9 protein-coding genes are annotated in these 14,367 nt (G+C 61.2%); 3 read left to right on the forward strand and 6 right to left on the reverse strand.

Features of this window, described 5'->3' with window-relative positions; genetic code table 11:
- On the forward strand, window positions 1-579 hold a 579-nt coding region (gene lsrF / locus BW967_RS00005), incomplete at its 5' end, for a 3-hydroxy-5-phosphonooxypentane-2,4-dione thiolase (RefSeq protein ID WP_076482996.1).
- Window positions 580-665: 86 nt separating this feature from the next.
- On the opposite strand, the gene BW967_RS00010 is transcribed toward lsrF, so the two are convergent.
- The 4 genes from BW967_RS00010 to BW967_RS18355 form a co-directional block, all read right to left on the reverse strand.
- Complete coding sequence (locus BW967_RS00010) at window positions 666-3,347, reverse strand: bifunctional diguanylate cyclase/phosphodiesterase (protein ID WP_076482997.1); 2,682 nt, start codon at window positions 3,345-3,347, stop codon at window positions 666-668.
- A 79-nt stretch (window positions 3,348-3,426) separates the two neighbouring features.
- Window positions 3,427-5,235, reverse strand: a complete 1,809-nt coding sequence (locus BW967_RS00015) for a patatin-like phospholipase family protein (RefSeq protein ID WP_076482998.1) — start codon at window positions 5,233-5,235, stop codon at window positions 3,427-3,429.
- 11 nt (window positions 5,236-5,246) lie between these two features.
- Window positions 5,247-6,260, reverse strand: a complete 1,014-nt coding sequence (locus BW967_RS00020; RefSeq protein WP_076482999.1) for an HNH endonuclease family protein — start codon at window positions 6,258-6,260, stop codon at window positions 5,247-5,249.
- Window positions 6,247-8,307, reverse strand: a complete 2,061-nt coding sequence (locus BW967_RS18355) for an AAA family ATPase (RefSeq protein WP_175610398.1) — start codon at window positions 8,305-8,307, stop codon at window positions 6,247-6,249. The genes BW967_RS00020 and BW967_RS18355 overlap by 14 nt, the downstream gene beginning before the upstream one ends.
- A gap of 445 nt (window positions 8,308-8,752) precedes the next feature.
- Here BW967_RS18355 and BW967_RS00035 point away from each other — a divergent pair, with 445 nt between their 5' ends.
- Entirely contained in the window at window positions 8,753-10,492 is a 1,740-nt protein-coding gene (locus BW967_RS00035; protein WP_076483000.1) for a bifunctional diguanylate cyclase/phosphodiesterase, read from the forward strand.
- A gap of 134 nt (window positions 10,493-10,626) precedes the next feature.
- Here BW967_RS00035 and BW967_RS00040 read toward each other — a convergent pair whose 3' ends face one another.
- Window positions 10,627-10,827, reverse strand: coding sequence for a hypothetical protein (locus BW967_RS00040; RefSeq protein ID WP_076483001.1), 201 nt, complete (start codon window positions 10,825-10,827; stop codon window positions 10,627-10,629).
- A 185-nt stretch (window positions 10,828-11,012) separates the two neighbouring features.
- Here BW967_RS00040 and BW967_RS00045 point away from each other — a divergent pair, with 185 nt between their 5' ends.
- The gene (locus tag BW967_RS00045) at window positions 11,013-12,998 is read left to right on the forward strand and encodes a putative bifunctional diguanylate cyclase/phosphodiesterase (protein WP_245826392.1); all 1,986 of its coding nucleotides are present in this window, start codon (window positions 11,013-11,015) and stop codon (window positions 12,996-12,998) included.
- 342 nt (window positions 12,999-13,340) lie between these two features.
- Here the strand turns inward: BW967_RS00045 and BW967_RS00050 are convergent, their stop codons facing one another.
- Window positions 13,341-14,330 carry an aldo/keto reductase gene (locus tag BW967_RS00050; RefSeq protein ID WP_076483002.1) on the reverse strand — a complete coding sequence of 330 codons (990 nt, stop codon included), beginning with the start codon at window positions 14,328-14,330 and terminating at the stop codon, window positions 13,341-13,343.
- Between the last annotated feature and the right edge of the window lie 37 nt (window positions 14,331-14,367).

Consider the following 14,367-nt stretch of genomic DNA (forward strand, 5'->3'; position numbering starts at 1 on the left):
ACCAAACCGGTGGCGCTGCGCTGCTCGGGCGGCAACTCGATCTTGACCGAATTGTCGAATGAAACCGTTGCGGTGGAAATCGAAGATGCGATCCGTTTGGGTGCCTGCGCGATGGCCGCACAGGTCTATATCGGCTCGGAATACGAGCATAAATCGATCACCAATGTGCTGAAGCTGATCGACACCGGCACCCGCTACGGCATCCCGACGCTGGCGGTGACGGGCGTGGGCAAAGATATGGCGCGTGATGCGCGGTATTTTGGCCTCGCCACCCGGATCGCCGCCGAACTGGGCGCGCATTATGTGAAGACCTACTTCGTCGAGGAAGGGTTCGAGAAGGTCGCCGCCGGCTGCCCGGTGCCGCTGGTGATCGCGGGCGGTAAGAAGCTGCCCGAACTCGAAGCGCTTGATATGGCGTATAAAGCCATCGACCAAGGCGCGGCGGGCGTTGATATGGGGCGCAACATTTTCCAATCGGATGCGCCGATTGCGATGATCCAAGCGGTCAACAAAGTGGTGCATGAAAACTTCACCGCCAAGGAAGCCTATCAACTCTTCCTCGATCTGAAAAACGCCTGAGGGAAAACCTCACGGAACTGGTCCACTCCAGCTCCGCTCAGGCGGTGCGCCCCGTCCCCCCGGTCGGGGCGTACGTTATTTTGGCCTTAGGCACTTTGGTAATTTGCATCGGTCTCGACCCAATGGCTCGGCTTGTCACTTTGTTTTGCGGCGATCCAATGTGCGAAATCTTGCTCGGGCATCGGGCGAGCGAAATAGAAGCCTTGCAGGCAATCGCACCCCAGCCGCGCCATCGCCAAGGCTTGAGGAAGCGTTTCCACCCCTTCAGCGGTGAGCCCGATGTTCAGCGCATGGCCCATATTGCCAATCGCCTCCACCACAGGATCCACGCCTTTGCGCGCAATCAAAGAGCGGTCGATTTTCAGCCGATCCGGGCGGATGCGCTGCACCGTCGCCAAAGAGGTGCGACCGCGCCCGAAATCATCCAATTCAATCTCGATCTGCTGGGCGCGCAGCCGGTCAAGCACATCCAGCAGCCCGTCGGTGATTTCATCGTAATCGAGCGTTTCCAACAGCTCAAAGGCAAGCCCACAGGGGAGCGGACCCAAAGCGGCCAGATCGTCGAGCAGGTCGGGCTGCATCAGCCGCTGCACATCGACATTGACCGAAACCTTCGGCACGATCAGCCCGCGCGCCTTGAGGTTGTGCACCGTCTTGATGGCTTTGCGCAAAACGATCCCGTCGATGCGCGCCATATGCCCCATCTCGCGGGCAATCGGCAAGAAACGGTCGGGGCTGATCGGGCCATCTTCGGCGTCGTACCAGCGCAACAGCGCTTCCGCGCCGATAAGCTCATGGTTGATCGCCCCTACCTGCGGCTGGAAATAGACCTCAAGCCTATCATGGCGCAAGGCATCTTCCAGCTTGTCGGCCAAGCGTTTCGTTTCTTCGACTTTGCGGCGCAGTTCCGGCGAAAAGAGCACCATCCGGTCGCGTCCGGCGTTTTTGGCGGCATAAAGGGCGATGTCGGCATCTTGCGCCATGGCCCCGGCTTCGGCGGCCCCGGCCTCGCCTGCCGTGCGCGCGCTAAGCCCGACCGAGGCGCTAAACCACAGTTTGCGCCCCTCAAACTCCACCGGGTCGCGACAGGCGCTTAGGAAACTTTCAGCACAGGCGCGGGCCATCGGTTCGGCGGCCTCGCCTTGCACAAAAATAGCGAATTCATCACCGCCCATCCGTGCCACTTTGGCGCCGGGCGGAGCGGCCAGCTTGAGCAACCGGGCTGCGGTGCACAGCAAATGATCGCCCGCAACATGGCCGAACACATCATTGATGGATTTGAACCGGTCGATATCAATATGCAGATAAGCGACGGGCTGGTCTGGCGCGGCCTTTGCAAGGCTGTCTTTCAGGTGCAGGTCCATGCCGCGACGGTTCAAAAGCCCCGTGAGTGGATCATGCAGGGCGTCATAGGCGATGCGGGCTTGTGCGGCTTCGGCCTCGGCGCGGGCGGCCAAAAGTTCGCGTTCTCGCGCCACCCGCTCCGAGACATCGTAATTCACGCCGATGGCGCGCACGGCCCGCCCCTCGCGGTCGCGGAAAATCCGCGCATGCGTGCTGATCACCCGGATATCACCATTCGCGGTAATGATCCGGTATTCGGCGTCCATATCTGTGCCCTCTGCGATGGCACGTTGAAACATTTCTTGTGCATAGGGGATATCATCGGGATGAACGAGCTTGCACCAATGCTCAAACGTGCCCTGAAACGTGCCCGGTTCGAGCCCGTAGAGCCGATGCATCGTTTCGTCCCAAACCTCGTGGCTGTTGATGATATCGAGATCCCAGACCCCGATTTGGGCGGCATCAGTGGCGATGCGTAGCCGTTCGCCCAAGAACCGCGCCCGCTCGGCCTCGGTATGGGCGGCATTGGCCCATCTTAAAAGCCCAAGCCCGGCAAGCCCGATCAGCAAGGCCGCAACAAAGGCGGCCAGCCCGGTTTCTACGCTTGCGATTAGCGCGTCTTGGCGCAACGCACTGGTGGTGCGCACCGCCAAGACATCAAATAGGCCCGAGGGGCTTTGGCGTAGGGTGCCCACGGCATCGGGCTGGTCATAACTGCGCGCGCCCGCTTGCGGTTCTAGGGTTTGCGCAGGCCGCCGCGCGATGGCGGCTTTGAGCGATTGCGGCAGGGGGCGTGCGCCAAACGGGCTGGGCAGGGCGATAAACTGCCCATCGGGGTGCACACGGAGATAAACTTGCACGTCATTCGCCTGAAAAGGCTTGCGCAGATAGGCAAAATACCCCTCTTGCGCGGCCACTGCGATCACCCCGCCGAAGCGCCCCTCGGGCGTATAGATCGGCACACTGAGCGGCAGCGACCAAGTGCCATCCACTCGGGCACGGACCGGGGGATTGATGTAAAACCCTTCCCACATCTGGTCGCGAAACAGTCGGAAATAGGGCCGGTCCGAGAGGTCCAGCCCAACCGGGCTGCCCCGTTCATAATAGCCTTCGATGACATGGCCGGTGGCATCAATCACCAGCACTGCGGAAATGCCGATATTCTCGCGCACCACCTTTTCGATTGCTTCATCGGCGGAATGGACAAGGTCATCGGTGCGCGCGGCCTCGGCCACGGTTTCTGCCGAAAGCCGCATCGAGCGGATCAGCAATTCCATGTGATCCGCAGCGATATAGGTGTCATCGACCATATGGGCGAGTGATTGCGTCCAACTGCGATGATATTGCAAAACCGCAATCAGCCCCCCCAAGGTGGCCGCCAGCAAAAACACAAGCGCTGATCCAGAGACACTACGAAACGTCATACTAATTATCCCGACACGCGCTTTACGTTATGCTCACCGGGGTTAATGAGGTCTTAACGTCCTGAACCTCTTTCTGGGCTCAACTCATTTCCGCGATATGGCGCAGACGGGAGCGCGATTTCGGCAATTGCTCTTTCTCGGCGTCGCTGAGCCCATTGGCGCCAAGTGCCGCGATTTGCGCGGCCCGATCATGCAGTTTTTGCCGCAAGCCCGCCGGCAGACGATATTCGGTCGTGCCATCTTCGAGCGCGAGCGCGGGGTAATTCGGCGCATCGCCAAATTCATGTGCCCAATTGGCGGCGAACTGCGCCAGAAGGTCATCCAAAGCGCGGATCTCGGTGAGGAAGCGGCGGCGACGGTGCGCTTCAAAGTCGAAGTCTCGCACCAGCGCATCGCCCGCCTGCGCCCCGAAGCTGTTGAGCAGCTTGATCGTCTTTTCAGGCATTTGCAGGTTCATCCCGCCTTCGGTTTCGGTCAGGTTGATCGTCACAATCCGTTCGCGGAACCCGGTCAGCACCGCTTGCAGCGAGTCTTGCCAGTCTTTCGCACTGTCAAATAGCGCGCCAACAAAGCCCCCCAAACCTGTCACCGGATGGGTGCGCAGCGCGCGGCCTTCTTTCACGTCAACGGGCAGATCAATGCGGCCTGCATAGGCATCTTCCGGGCCATTGCGGTCGGGGTCGAAGCTCGCCAGCGCAATGCCGAAGGTGGGGCGCTTGGGCAGAAGGCTGTCGAAGAAATGCACCGGGAAGTTGGACGATAGGCCGCCATCGGAAAAGACGCAGCGGCGCAGACGGTCTTTCGGGGCGGCATGGGTGAGCGTGTGGTCAATGCAATAAAGCGGCACGGCTGAAATCAGGCCGGGGAAAGACAGGCTCATCCGGGCCAGCACCACAAGCGGCACATCATCCATTTGGAAGTAATAAAGATTTTTGTCGCCAGCGTGCCAATGCTCAGACACACGATTGCTGCGCGTGATCATCGCATCGACTACCCGATCCGGGAACAGGGCGCGGAATTCCGTTTCATCAAAGGCATAAAGATTGCTTTGCATCGGCAGAATGAAGGGGCGGCGCGTGGTGATATCGGTCGTCATCGTTTGCACGGTGATCTTGTGCGAGCGCGTCTCGGCGCACAGCATCCCGGTGCTGAGCGGCCCTTGACCGGGGGCGAGCCCGGCAATCTCGTCCAGCTTCACGGTCATCCAATCCGTCAGACCACTGTTCTCGGGGTAGCCGGCCTGCGTGCGACCGCGGCACAGCCCGTAATCTTGTTTGGCCAGATTGTCTTGCAATTGCTGTTTGATCGCCAGCGCAGGCCCCGCAATAAGCCCCGTCACCAGCACGATCAGCCCGACGATAAGCCAGCCCCAGACCACGGAGGAGGAGGCAAAAAGCGCCAGCACCAAAAGGATCGCGCCGGGAATGGCGCCCTTCGCCATATCACGCGGATAGCCGCGCAACAGCGCCCAAACGACCGCAAGCGGGGTCTTCCAGTCGATCTTGCGGCTGTCTTGCGGTGTGTCGTCTTTGGGGGCCTTGGGCTGCAAGGACATCAGCAGTCGAAACAGATTGGCCATCGCGGGTTCGGGTTGGAATTTTTCGAGCACCGAATTGGAAAGCTCGTTGCCCACTTCTTCGATCTTCTCAAACCCACCGCTTTCCCGGCCATATTCGGCCGCCGCCGCAAAGGCCGCCGCAATCGCCCCCGCCGATGTGCCGCCGATATTGACGAAGCGATAGCTTTCAGAAAGCCGTTTGAGCGCACCGGGATAGACCACGCCCGAGGTGATCCCCCCTTTCATCACCAGATCGCATTCGCGGCTTGGCAGCGGTTTGGTCTGGGGCGGGGCAATGGGGTCGGTCGGGGTCGTCGTGGCCTCGGTCATCGCGTTCTCCTTCAACTGTTCATCTCGCGCAGCCAGTGGTCGATCCACTGGCACACCATTTCGGAATAAGGTTGCTCGGGTTCGGCCATCGTGCGGATCACGCCAATCAGCCGGTCGGCAAAGGCATCCAGCAGGGCCGCGGCCTCGCGCGTGCCGGGGTCTGGGCTTTGTCCGAGCCGGGCGGACAGCGCATCGGCCTCAAGGATCATCTGCTCCAAAAGCGCCAGATGCCGCAAAATCCGGGTGCGCGCTTGCACAAGGCCGAGCCGGTTTAGCCCATAGACTTGGATCGACACGGCCCCGCGTGCAGAGACATGGGGCGGCACCTGATCCGGGGCGATATCGGCGCCAGCGGGCAAAAGCGGCAAGGCATCGGGGGCGGCTTGGTCTAAGGCTTTGGGCACCACCAGGCCCAAAGGTTCGGCCGCATCCACCAAAAAGCGCAGATGCGCGCGCGGGTCATCGCGGCAGGGGTCCAGCAGATAGGGCCGCTCCGCCGCGCTTTCGGCAAAAGGATCGGCGCTTGTGCCATAGGCGCGGGTGCCCGCAAAAACCGGAAAGGCGTTTTCTTTGCCGGTTTGCCAGATCGGTTTGGCGCTTTCATCCAACTCAGCCAAGCTTGCCGTCTCGGGCGTGGGCAAAATTTGATAGCGGCGGCGATTGCAATCAATGCAAGAGGGCAGAAGGTTCTCCCAATCTGCGGCGAGCCACCAATAGCCGAAATGGTCCGGGTCATCTTCGACCCCGCCTTTGGGGCGATAATGTTCAATATCCACAGGGGCTTGGGCGGCATAATCGCTTTCGCAATAGGCGCATTTGCCGTGGAAAAGCTGGGTGAGCGCGAGCTTCACCGCCTCATCTTTGTAGATTTTGAAGCCATAGGTTTTGGGGCGGTCTTCGCCCGCAGCCACTTTCGCGCGGGCCTTCGCTACGTGTTTGGCGGCTTTTGCGCGCTCTTTCGCGGCGGCGCTTTCGGGGCCGTTCATCGCTTTTGGGACGGGGCCGGTCCGCTCAACTTGGCGCATCGCGCACCCCTTTCAAAATCGCGACGATCCGTTTTTTGGTTTCGGCGCGAAGTGCGCTGCGGCGCGCGGCGGTGAGCGTTTGTTGCTCACGCAGAAAATCGGCAACGGCCTCTTGCACCAGCATCGACACTTCGGACGAACCGACCGGCAGCGCGCCATTCACCTCGGCGCGGAATTGCGCCAAGAGCGCCTCTTGTTTTTCGGTCTCCGTGCCGTCTTCCGAGGAGATTCCGGCCAAAGCATCGACCAATTCCGCCATACTGGCCCCGGTATGGGGATCATCGGTGTCGTAAAGCGCGAAGAAATCGGATTTCAGCAACTGCTCGATTGTGAGCTTGCCGATATCGGGCAGGGTGGTCAGCGCATCGACCTTCATCGGCAGTTGGCTGCCCGCCTCTATGCCGGGGATGCGGCGCAGCACCAGCACTTCACCATCTTTCATGCCGCGCAGGCACAAAGGGTCGTGGGTGGTGGCGATGATCGTCATGCCCGGCAGCGCTTGGCGCAGGCCCGCCATGACTTGGATTTTCCAACGCGGGTGCAGATGCGATTCAATTTCATCGACCAAAAGCACCCCGCGCGCGGATTTGAGCGAGGGGAAATGGCCGGGGCTTTCGGGGTCGATCAGCCAGCGCATCACGTCGCAAGTGAGGGCGAGCATCGTCCGAAACCCAGAGGAGACGGCATCAAGCGGGGTGAAGGTCTCCGCCCCCTCGGGCTCATGCCGTTCGGCGCTTGTCACCACCATGCAGCCGCTGGTGCTGCGATCAATCCGTAAAAATCCACCACCCGGACCAAAGATAAAGCGCAGCGCCTGCACCACCTCGTCGAACTGGGCATCAGAAAGGCTTTCAAGCCAAGTGCCGGGGTTGGAAAGCAGGTTTTCCGCACGAAAGAGCGTGATGATCCCGCGCTCGGGGGCCCAGCCGTGGCAGGCTTTGACGTAATGGCGATAGGCGCCATAGGCGAAGATTGGCAGGCCCTTCGGGAGCACGCCCTTGGTTTCAAAGCCATCACGGGTGAGCCGCAACATGACGCGCGACAGCGTGCCATCAACGGCGCGGAAGGTTAGGCGGACGAGACCGCTTTTGCGGGCCGCGAGCGCGCTGCCCATTTGCGCCGGGTCCAAAAGCAGGGCTTGCGGATCAAGCTTCAGCGCTGCGCGCGCCTCTGGCGGGGCAAGCGTCAGCGCGATGGCTTCCAAAAGCGAGGATTTCCCGGCCGAGTTTTCCCCCAAAATCAGCCGCGCGGTGGCGGCGGCATCGGGCGGGTCCGGCGCGGGCAGATCAAGCTCCAGCTTCTCGATCCCCTTGAAACCTTTGATTTCGACCTTCACCAAGGCGGGCGGCAGGGTGTAGCTCGCCTCGGTTTCTGCGGGCTGCAACAGATCCGCGAGGCCGCTGCCTGTGCCCATGGAAAAAAGGCTATCGGCGGGCCGCTCAAATCCGCGCCGGGTGATCGGCGCGCTGGGCGCGGCGCGCTCAGATTGCGCAAGATTTCGCAGAAAGCCCGCAAATTCAGAGGCCTGATCCGGCGCGCCGGTTTGCGCGGCAACGGCGGCGGCCCGCGCGGCCACCAGTGCGGGGCGGTTGAGCTTATAGGTTTTGATCGTTTCGCTGCCGCGCTCGGTCAACCGTTCCCAATGGCCATCGGGGCGCGCAAGCAGATGGCTATCAAGGTCTTGATCAAGGCTAGGGTCCAAAAGCAGCGCTTCTTCCGCTTTAAGGCTGTCATCTTGCGGCCAGCTTCCTGCCCCCTCATTCATATAAGCCGTGTAAAGCTCGGTCGAGGGGAGCGCCGCGCGTCGCGCCGCCACCGGAAAGGCATTGCGCGGGGTGGGCAGGCAATCGGCGCAGATCGGCAAAAGATTTTGCCAAGCATCGGCAAGCCAGCCATAGGCCAGATCGCCATTCGTATTTTGAAACGGCAAAGCTTCTGAGGGCGGGCGGAAGCGAAACACCTGCAAGGTCACCTTGCGTTCGCAAAAGGCGCATTTGTGGTCAAACAGGGAAGAGAGATCCGTAAGCAGCGCGGGGGAGGGCGGCAAGGATCGTTCCGGCGGGCGCGTTTGTGCTCGGGCACGCGGGTCGCGCCCCAACCAGTCCAAATAGGCCGCCCGGCGCCGCACAAAGGCCGGAGCGGAAAGCGAAGGAGGCGCCTGCGGCGGTCTTGAAACGAAACGCATGGCAAGAACTCGGACTGGAAAAGCAATAACTCTTGCCCGATGATAGCACAGCACGGGGCAAAATCACCCGTTGCGACTTTCGCGCGCGGATCGCGCAAAAGCGGCCTTCTTTTTTGACCAGTTCAGGCGTGCGTCAAGGATTTGGTTGCATATTTCTGCGCAGATGGGGCGAGTGGCGACCTTTGGGGCGCCGGAATGCCTTGCCTAAGCACGGAGCGCCCTTCGTGAGCCGACCCTGCTCCTCCTTCCGGTTTCATCGCGCGTGCCGCGAGATCTCTGCGGGTGCCTGCCGCAGAAAGGGGCGCTGATGGAGGCACGATTCGACCCATTTGGCGCGCGCGCCAGCGCTTTTGGCGAAAGCGGCGGGTGCCGGCCCGAAGCCTTGGCGCGGCTAGAGCGTTTGAGCGGGCTGGGCGCATGGTGCCATGACCCGAAAGGCGGGCAGGTCCGCGCCAGCGCGCAGGTGTATGAGGTGCTTGGCCTGTCACCGGACATCGATCTGGATCTTGAAACGGTTTTGGCGCGGTTTGTTTCGCCCAAGGCACGGCAATTGCTTTTGGATCGGCTGGCCGCATTGTCTGCAGGCGGGGCACAGGCCGCCAAAGCGCGCCCTCCAAGTTTGCCGCTGTCGTTCGATGCCACCATTGCCACCCCGGCGGGGCAGTTACGCCGGGTTCGGTTGCGCGCGGAGGTGGATGGGGGGGCATCGGGCACGGGCTGCGTGATTGGGACTTTGCGCGATGTCACCCATGAAAACCGTGACCGCCAGCGGCTTTGGCAAGCGGCGAATATTGACGATCTGACCGGGCTTGCGAACCAGCGCTGGTTTCAGCGGCGCTTACAATTGGCGCTGAACGAGGGCACGGCTTTGGCGCTCGTGTTGCTTGATCTCGATGGCTTTGCGCAGATGAGCGACCAATTGGGCGCGGTGCAATCCGATGCGGTCTTGCGCGAAATCGCCGAGCGGCTTTCCGGGCTTGTTGGCGATGAGGGGATGGTGGCGCGGATCGCGGGCGAAGAATTCGTTTTGATGCGCGCGGGCCCCGATACGGATGATCTGGCGCAGGCTTTGGCCGATGGGGCTTTCGCCGCGCTGGAAGAGCCATTTTCCATTGCCGCCTCGGCGGGGTTCGCGCTTCATGCTGCGGCGGGGATGGCGACAAGCCCGACAGATGCCAAAGACTCCGAAGGGTTGATGCGCTGCCTGCGTCAGGCTTTGGCCGAGGTGAAACAGATGGGGCCGCTGACCCATGCCGCGTTTTTGCGCGGGCCGACGCGGGCGCGGTTTGAAGCGCGGCGCGAAGCGATTGCTTTTGTGCTGGCCGCCGCCAAAGAGGGGCGCGTGCGCGCCTATTACCAACCCAAAGTGAGCTTTGCGACGGGTCAGGTCGTGGCGCATGAGGCGCTTGCGCGGATCATCGGCCGTGACGGGAAGGTGAGCGGGCCAGAGCAATGGGGCGCGGCGCTGGATGATGTGGATTGCGCGCGCCACGTTGATGCGGCGGTGCTGCAAGCGGTGCTGGATGACCTAAAACGCGATGCCGGGCGGTTGCACCGGGTGGGGGTGAATTTCTCGGAACACAGCCTGCGCTGTCCCGTATTTGCCGACCGGCTTTTGCAAGAGATCGCCGCGCGTGGCTTGGTGCCTGACCTGATCGAGGTCGAGGTGATCGAGACGGTCTTGGTGGGCGAGCGGATGCAGCCACTTTCGCAAGGCTTTGCCCGGTTGCGCGCGGCGGGCATTCGGATTGCGCTTGATGATTTCGGCACCGGTTTTGCCTCGCTTTCGCATCTGCGCGATCTGCCGATTGACCGCATCAAGCTCGACAAATCCTTTGTGCTGGGGTTGGGTGCCGACGCCCGCAATGCGCCGATTTTGCGCGCGATCATCGAACTTGCGCACGCGCTTGGCCTTGAGACTGTGGCCGAAGGTGTGGAGACAGAGGAAGCCGTGGCCTTTTTGCGCGCGCTCAATTGCGGCGAGGGGCAGGGCTACCATTTTGGTATGGCCCAACCTTTCGAGGCGCTTCCCTCCCTCAACGTCTGAGCCTTGGGACAAGCGGAAGCGCGTCCCTTTGCGCCAGCGACAGAGGCTAGGACAGGCGGAATACTCCGCCTGTGGGACGCGAGTGCATGATGGGTTTGTGCATGGCTGGTGATGTGGGTCGGGTGCGCGGCTTTTTAGAGCGCGCGCAGATAGGGGGCGATCGCCTCTTCTACCTCGGCGCGGGTGAAGTGCTCGCTGTAACCTTGCGGTTTCCCACGGCTATTCACAGCAACGCTAAAGCCCGCCGCGCGCCACAAATACAGCGTGACATTGCCGTAGCACGAGATTTGCGGCGGTTGGCGCGTGATGGTTTTGGCGATGGCGCTTTGGCCCATGGTGATTCCCCTTTCTGGTGGCAGGCAGTGGGGGCAGCTTCACCGCTCAGGGTTAACAGCGCGTCAACCGCGTTTGCATCCAATTCCGCTTCGAAACAAATTTTCAAAACCGCTTCAGGGTCCGACAACCTTTTGCTGCGACAACGGGATAAACCGTCCTTTGGACCTTGCCGAAGATCCTTGCCGTGAGACAGATTTTTCGCTCCTTGATCGCGCCGATCCGCGCGGTGCTGACGCGACACCCAAGCCCGGAAGATGTGAATTCCGTGGTTTCGGGCACGGCGTTTGGCGCGTTTATCACAGCGCTGAATGCTGTGATCTATGTGATTGGGGCTTTCGACAAGGAAGAGGTCTCTTTCTTGGCGCCGTGGCTTGGCGCGGTCGTTGTGCTTTGTGCGGTGCTCAGCTGGATGTCGATCCGATCGTCCAAGCGGGCGGTGCGCCGGGTGTCCAAGCGCACTGCGCGGCGATTGATGATCACCTCGGTTTTGTTGGCGCTGCCTTGGGCGGCGCTGCCGATCCATGTTTTCGCGTTGCATGGGGCGGGCGATCCGCATGGCGCGGGAGAGCCGATGTTGGTGATGGTGGTTTCCACCGGGATGCTGGCGGGGGGCGTGTTGGTGCTGCACCGCGCTCTGACAGCCGCAGTAACCTATATGACCACGATTTTGCTCGCGGTGACAGGGTCGGTGCAAATCGGTGGCTGGGAAGAGGCTTGGCCGATCACTGCCTATTGCTTCATCTATGGGATGTTTCTGGCCTATTTCGCCACTTCGGCGGGCGATACAGCGCGCCAGCGCGACGAGTCGGTTGCCGCCCTTTCGCAAGCGGTGGAGGGGCTGCGCGCGGCGCGAGATGAAAACTATCTGCTTGCCAATATTGACGACACGACCGGGCTTTTGAACCGCAAAGCCTTCAATGCGCGGCTGGCCGAGGCGGTTGCGCAACAAGCGAGCAACGGCGGTGGCTTTTCGGTTCTTTTGATGGACCTTGATCGGTTCAAAAACGTCAATGACCTGTTCGGCCATAGCGTGGGCGATGAGCTTTTGGCCGAAATTGCGCGGCGGTTGCGGGCCAATTTGCATGAAGGGGATGTGATTGGGCGCATCGGTGGCGACGAATTCTGCATCATCTTGGTGGAAGCGGCGACCGAGGCGCAGATCAAATCCGTCGCCGGGCGGCTTTTGGAGGCGCTTAACGTGCCGGCACGTCTTGCGGGGCGGCAGGTGCACCCCGGGGCCTCGATTGGCGCGGTGATCTGCCCCGATGATGCCGCCGATCCGGTGGAATTGTTCCTCAAGGCAGACCTTGCGCTGAACCGCGCGAAAGAGGCCGGGCGCGGCCAATGCGTGAAGTTTGACGACCATCTGCGCCAGCAGGTGATCACCAATGACCGGATCGAGGCGGGCCTGCGCGATGCGCTGAAAGACAACCTGCTCTACGTGCAATATCAGCCGAAAATTTCGCTCCGCGACGGTCGCCCGATGGGGGCAGAGGCTTTGGTGCGATGGACCTTGCCCGATGGGCAGAAGGTTTCGCCCGAGTTCTTCTTGTCGATTGCGGCAGAGCGCGGCCTTTTGCCCTCGCTCTCGCGCCATATCGCGGAAGCGGTGGCGGATCATATTCTGGGCTGGCGTGCCGAGGGGCTGAACCCGGGTAAGATTGCGCTCAATATCCACCCGGATGACATCAAATCCCCCGAACTCTTGATGGAAACGATCCAGATGTTCGAGAGCAAGGGGATCACCGGCGACGATCTGCTGCTGGAAATCACCGAGGGCTGCTTGATCGGGCGCGGCACCGATATGGTGAGCCGCCTTCTCGATGCGCTGGCGGATCGGGGGTATGATCTCTCGCTTGATGATTTCGGCACCGGCCATGCGGCGCTGGCGCATTTGAAAAAGATCCCGGTGGCAGAGATCAAGATCGACCGTAGCTTCGTTTCGGGACTAGAGGTGCGCCGCGACGACCGCGCGATTGTGGCCGCAATCACCGAGATTGCGCGCGGCATGGGGATTCGCTCCGTGGCCGAAGGGGTCGAGACACAGGCGCAGTGCGACATGCTCAAAGCGCTGGGGGTCGAGGTCGGTCAGGGCTATCTTTGGTCGCGCCCGATCAGTGCCGAAAGCTTCGCTGCCTATTTGGCGGAGCAGCAGCGCAAGGTCGGCTGAAAAAGTCGAGTATCCCTCCCTTCCATCCGTGGCGCGAGACAGACCACGCCGCTCAGCAAGCTGAACAGCCGCCACACAAGTGCGACGGGACGGTTAAGGGACTGGTTAAAAGCAAACGTCTCGCGGTAAAATAAAAAAATGTAGCGGAAATGGGTCGCTACGGATCACTGGTACCAAACTCCTTTGCCCCACTCTATTGGGGGAAAATCCCCATAGGGCGGGGTGTCGCAAGGCCCGAGGGCCCCGAAACGCCTTAAAACATTGCGCTTGAGGGGCGCGAACTGAAACAACTCTGCCGCAAAAAATTTCAGTTTTCAACTTTTGGTTGCGACGCATTCAGAATTAGAGACCGGCCGCATCTTCCAGCACTTTGGGATAGCGCGCGCCCACGACCCCAAGGGTAGCGGTGGCCTCGGTCAGCGCCTTTTGCACCGCTTCGGGCAAGACCAGATCAACTGCGGCCAAGTTTTCCGCCAAACGTGCCCGCTTCGTGGTGCCGGGGATCGGCACGATCCACGGTTTTTGCGCCAGAACCCAAGCCAATACCACTTGTGCGGGTGTCGCGTTCAAATCGCGGCCAATCTCGGCAATGCGGTCCACCAGCGCTTTGTTATGAGCCATCGCCTCGGGCTGGAACCGCGGATGCGATTTGCGGAAATCCTGCGCGCCAATCTCATCGGCGCTAGCAATCGCGCCGGTCAAAAAGCCCCGCCCCAGCGGGCTAAAGGCGACAAGGGCGATGCCGCGCTCTTCCAAAGTGGGCAAAATCTCCGCTTCGATCTGCCGGGTCCAAAGCGAATATTCGCTTTGCAGCGCGGTCACCGTGCAGTATGCATGGGCGCGTTTGATCGTGCCCGCGCCCGCTTCAGAAAGGCCAAAGTGCAAAACCTTTCCCTCGGTGATGAGATCGGCGACCGTGCCCGCGACCTCTTCAATCGGCACGGCAGGGTCAACGCGGTGCTGGTAGAAAAGGTCGAGCCGATCAGTACGCAGGCGTTTGAGAGACGCTTCACAAACCGCGCGAATATGTTCTGGGCGGCTGTCGGTGCCAACCGAGCGGCCCGCATTGTCGATTTTGAAGCCGAATTTCGTGGCCAGCACGACCTGATCGCGGATCGGTTCGAGCGCTTCGCCCAACAGGTCTTCATTCGCGTAGGGGCCATAGACCTCGGCGGTGTCGAAGAAGGTGACGCCCATTTGATGCGCGTCGCGTACAAGTTGCACCATTTCAGCCCGCGCAGGCGGTGTGCCATAGGAAGCGGTCATCCCCATGCAGCCAAGGCCAAGGGCAGAGGTTTCGGGGCCGCGTGCGCCCAATTTGCGTGTGATCATCTGGGGTCTCCTTTGCGCCAAACTATGGGGCGGGCGG

Origin of the sequence: Rhodobacter aestuarii, assembly GCF_900156655.1 — a bacterium.
In the GTDB taxonomy this organism is placed as follows: Bacteria; Pseudomonadota; Alphaproteobacteria; order Rhodobacterales; family Rhodobacteraceae; genus Rhodobacter; species Rhodobacter aestuarii.

Coding starts and splice junctions, on each gene's coding strand:
- BW967_RS00010 (WP_076482997.1), bottom strand. CDS start 3,347: ATGACGTTTCGTAGTGTCTCTGGATCAGCGCTTGTGTTTTTGCTGGCG.
- BW967_RS00015 (WP_076482998.1), bottom strand. CDS start 5,235: ATGACCGAGGCCACGACGACCCCGACCGACCCCATTGCCCCGCCCCAG.
- BW967_RS00020 (WP_076482999.1), bottom strand. CDS start 6,260: ATGCGCCAAGTTGAGCGGACCGGCCCCGTCCCAAAAGCGATGAACGGC.
- BW967_RS00035 (WP_076483000.1), top strand. CDS start 8,753: ATGGAGGCACGATTCGACCCATTTGGCGCGCGCGCCAGCGCTTTTGGC.
- BW967_RS00040 (WP_076483001.1), bottom strand. CDS start 10,827: ATGGGCCAAAGCGCCATCGCCAAAACCATCACGCGCCAACCGCCGCAA.
- BW967_RS00050 (WP_076483002.1), bottom strand. CDS start 14,330: ATGATCACACGCAAATTGGGCGCACGCGGCCCCGAAACCTCTGCCCTT.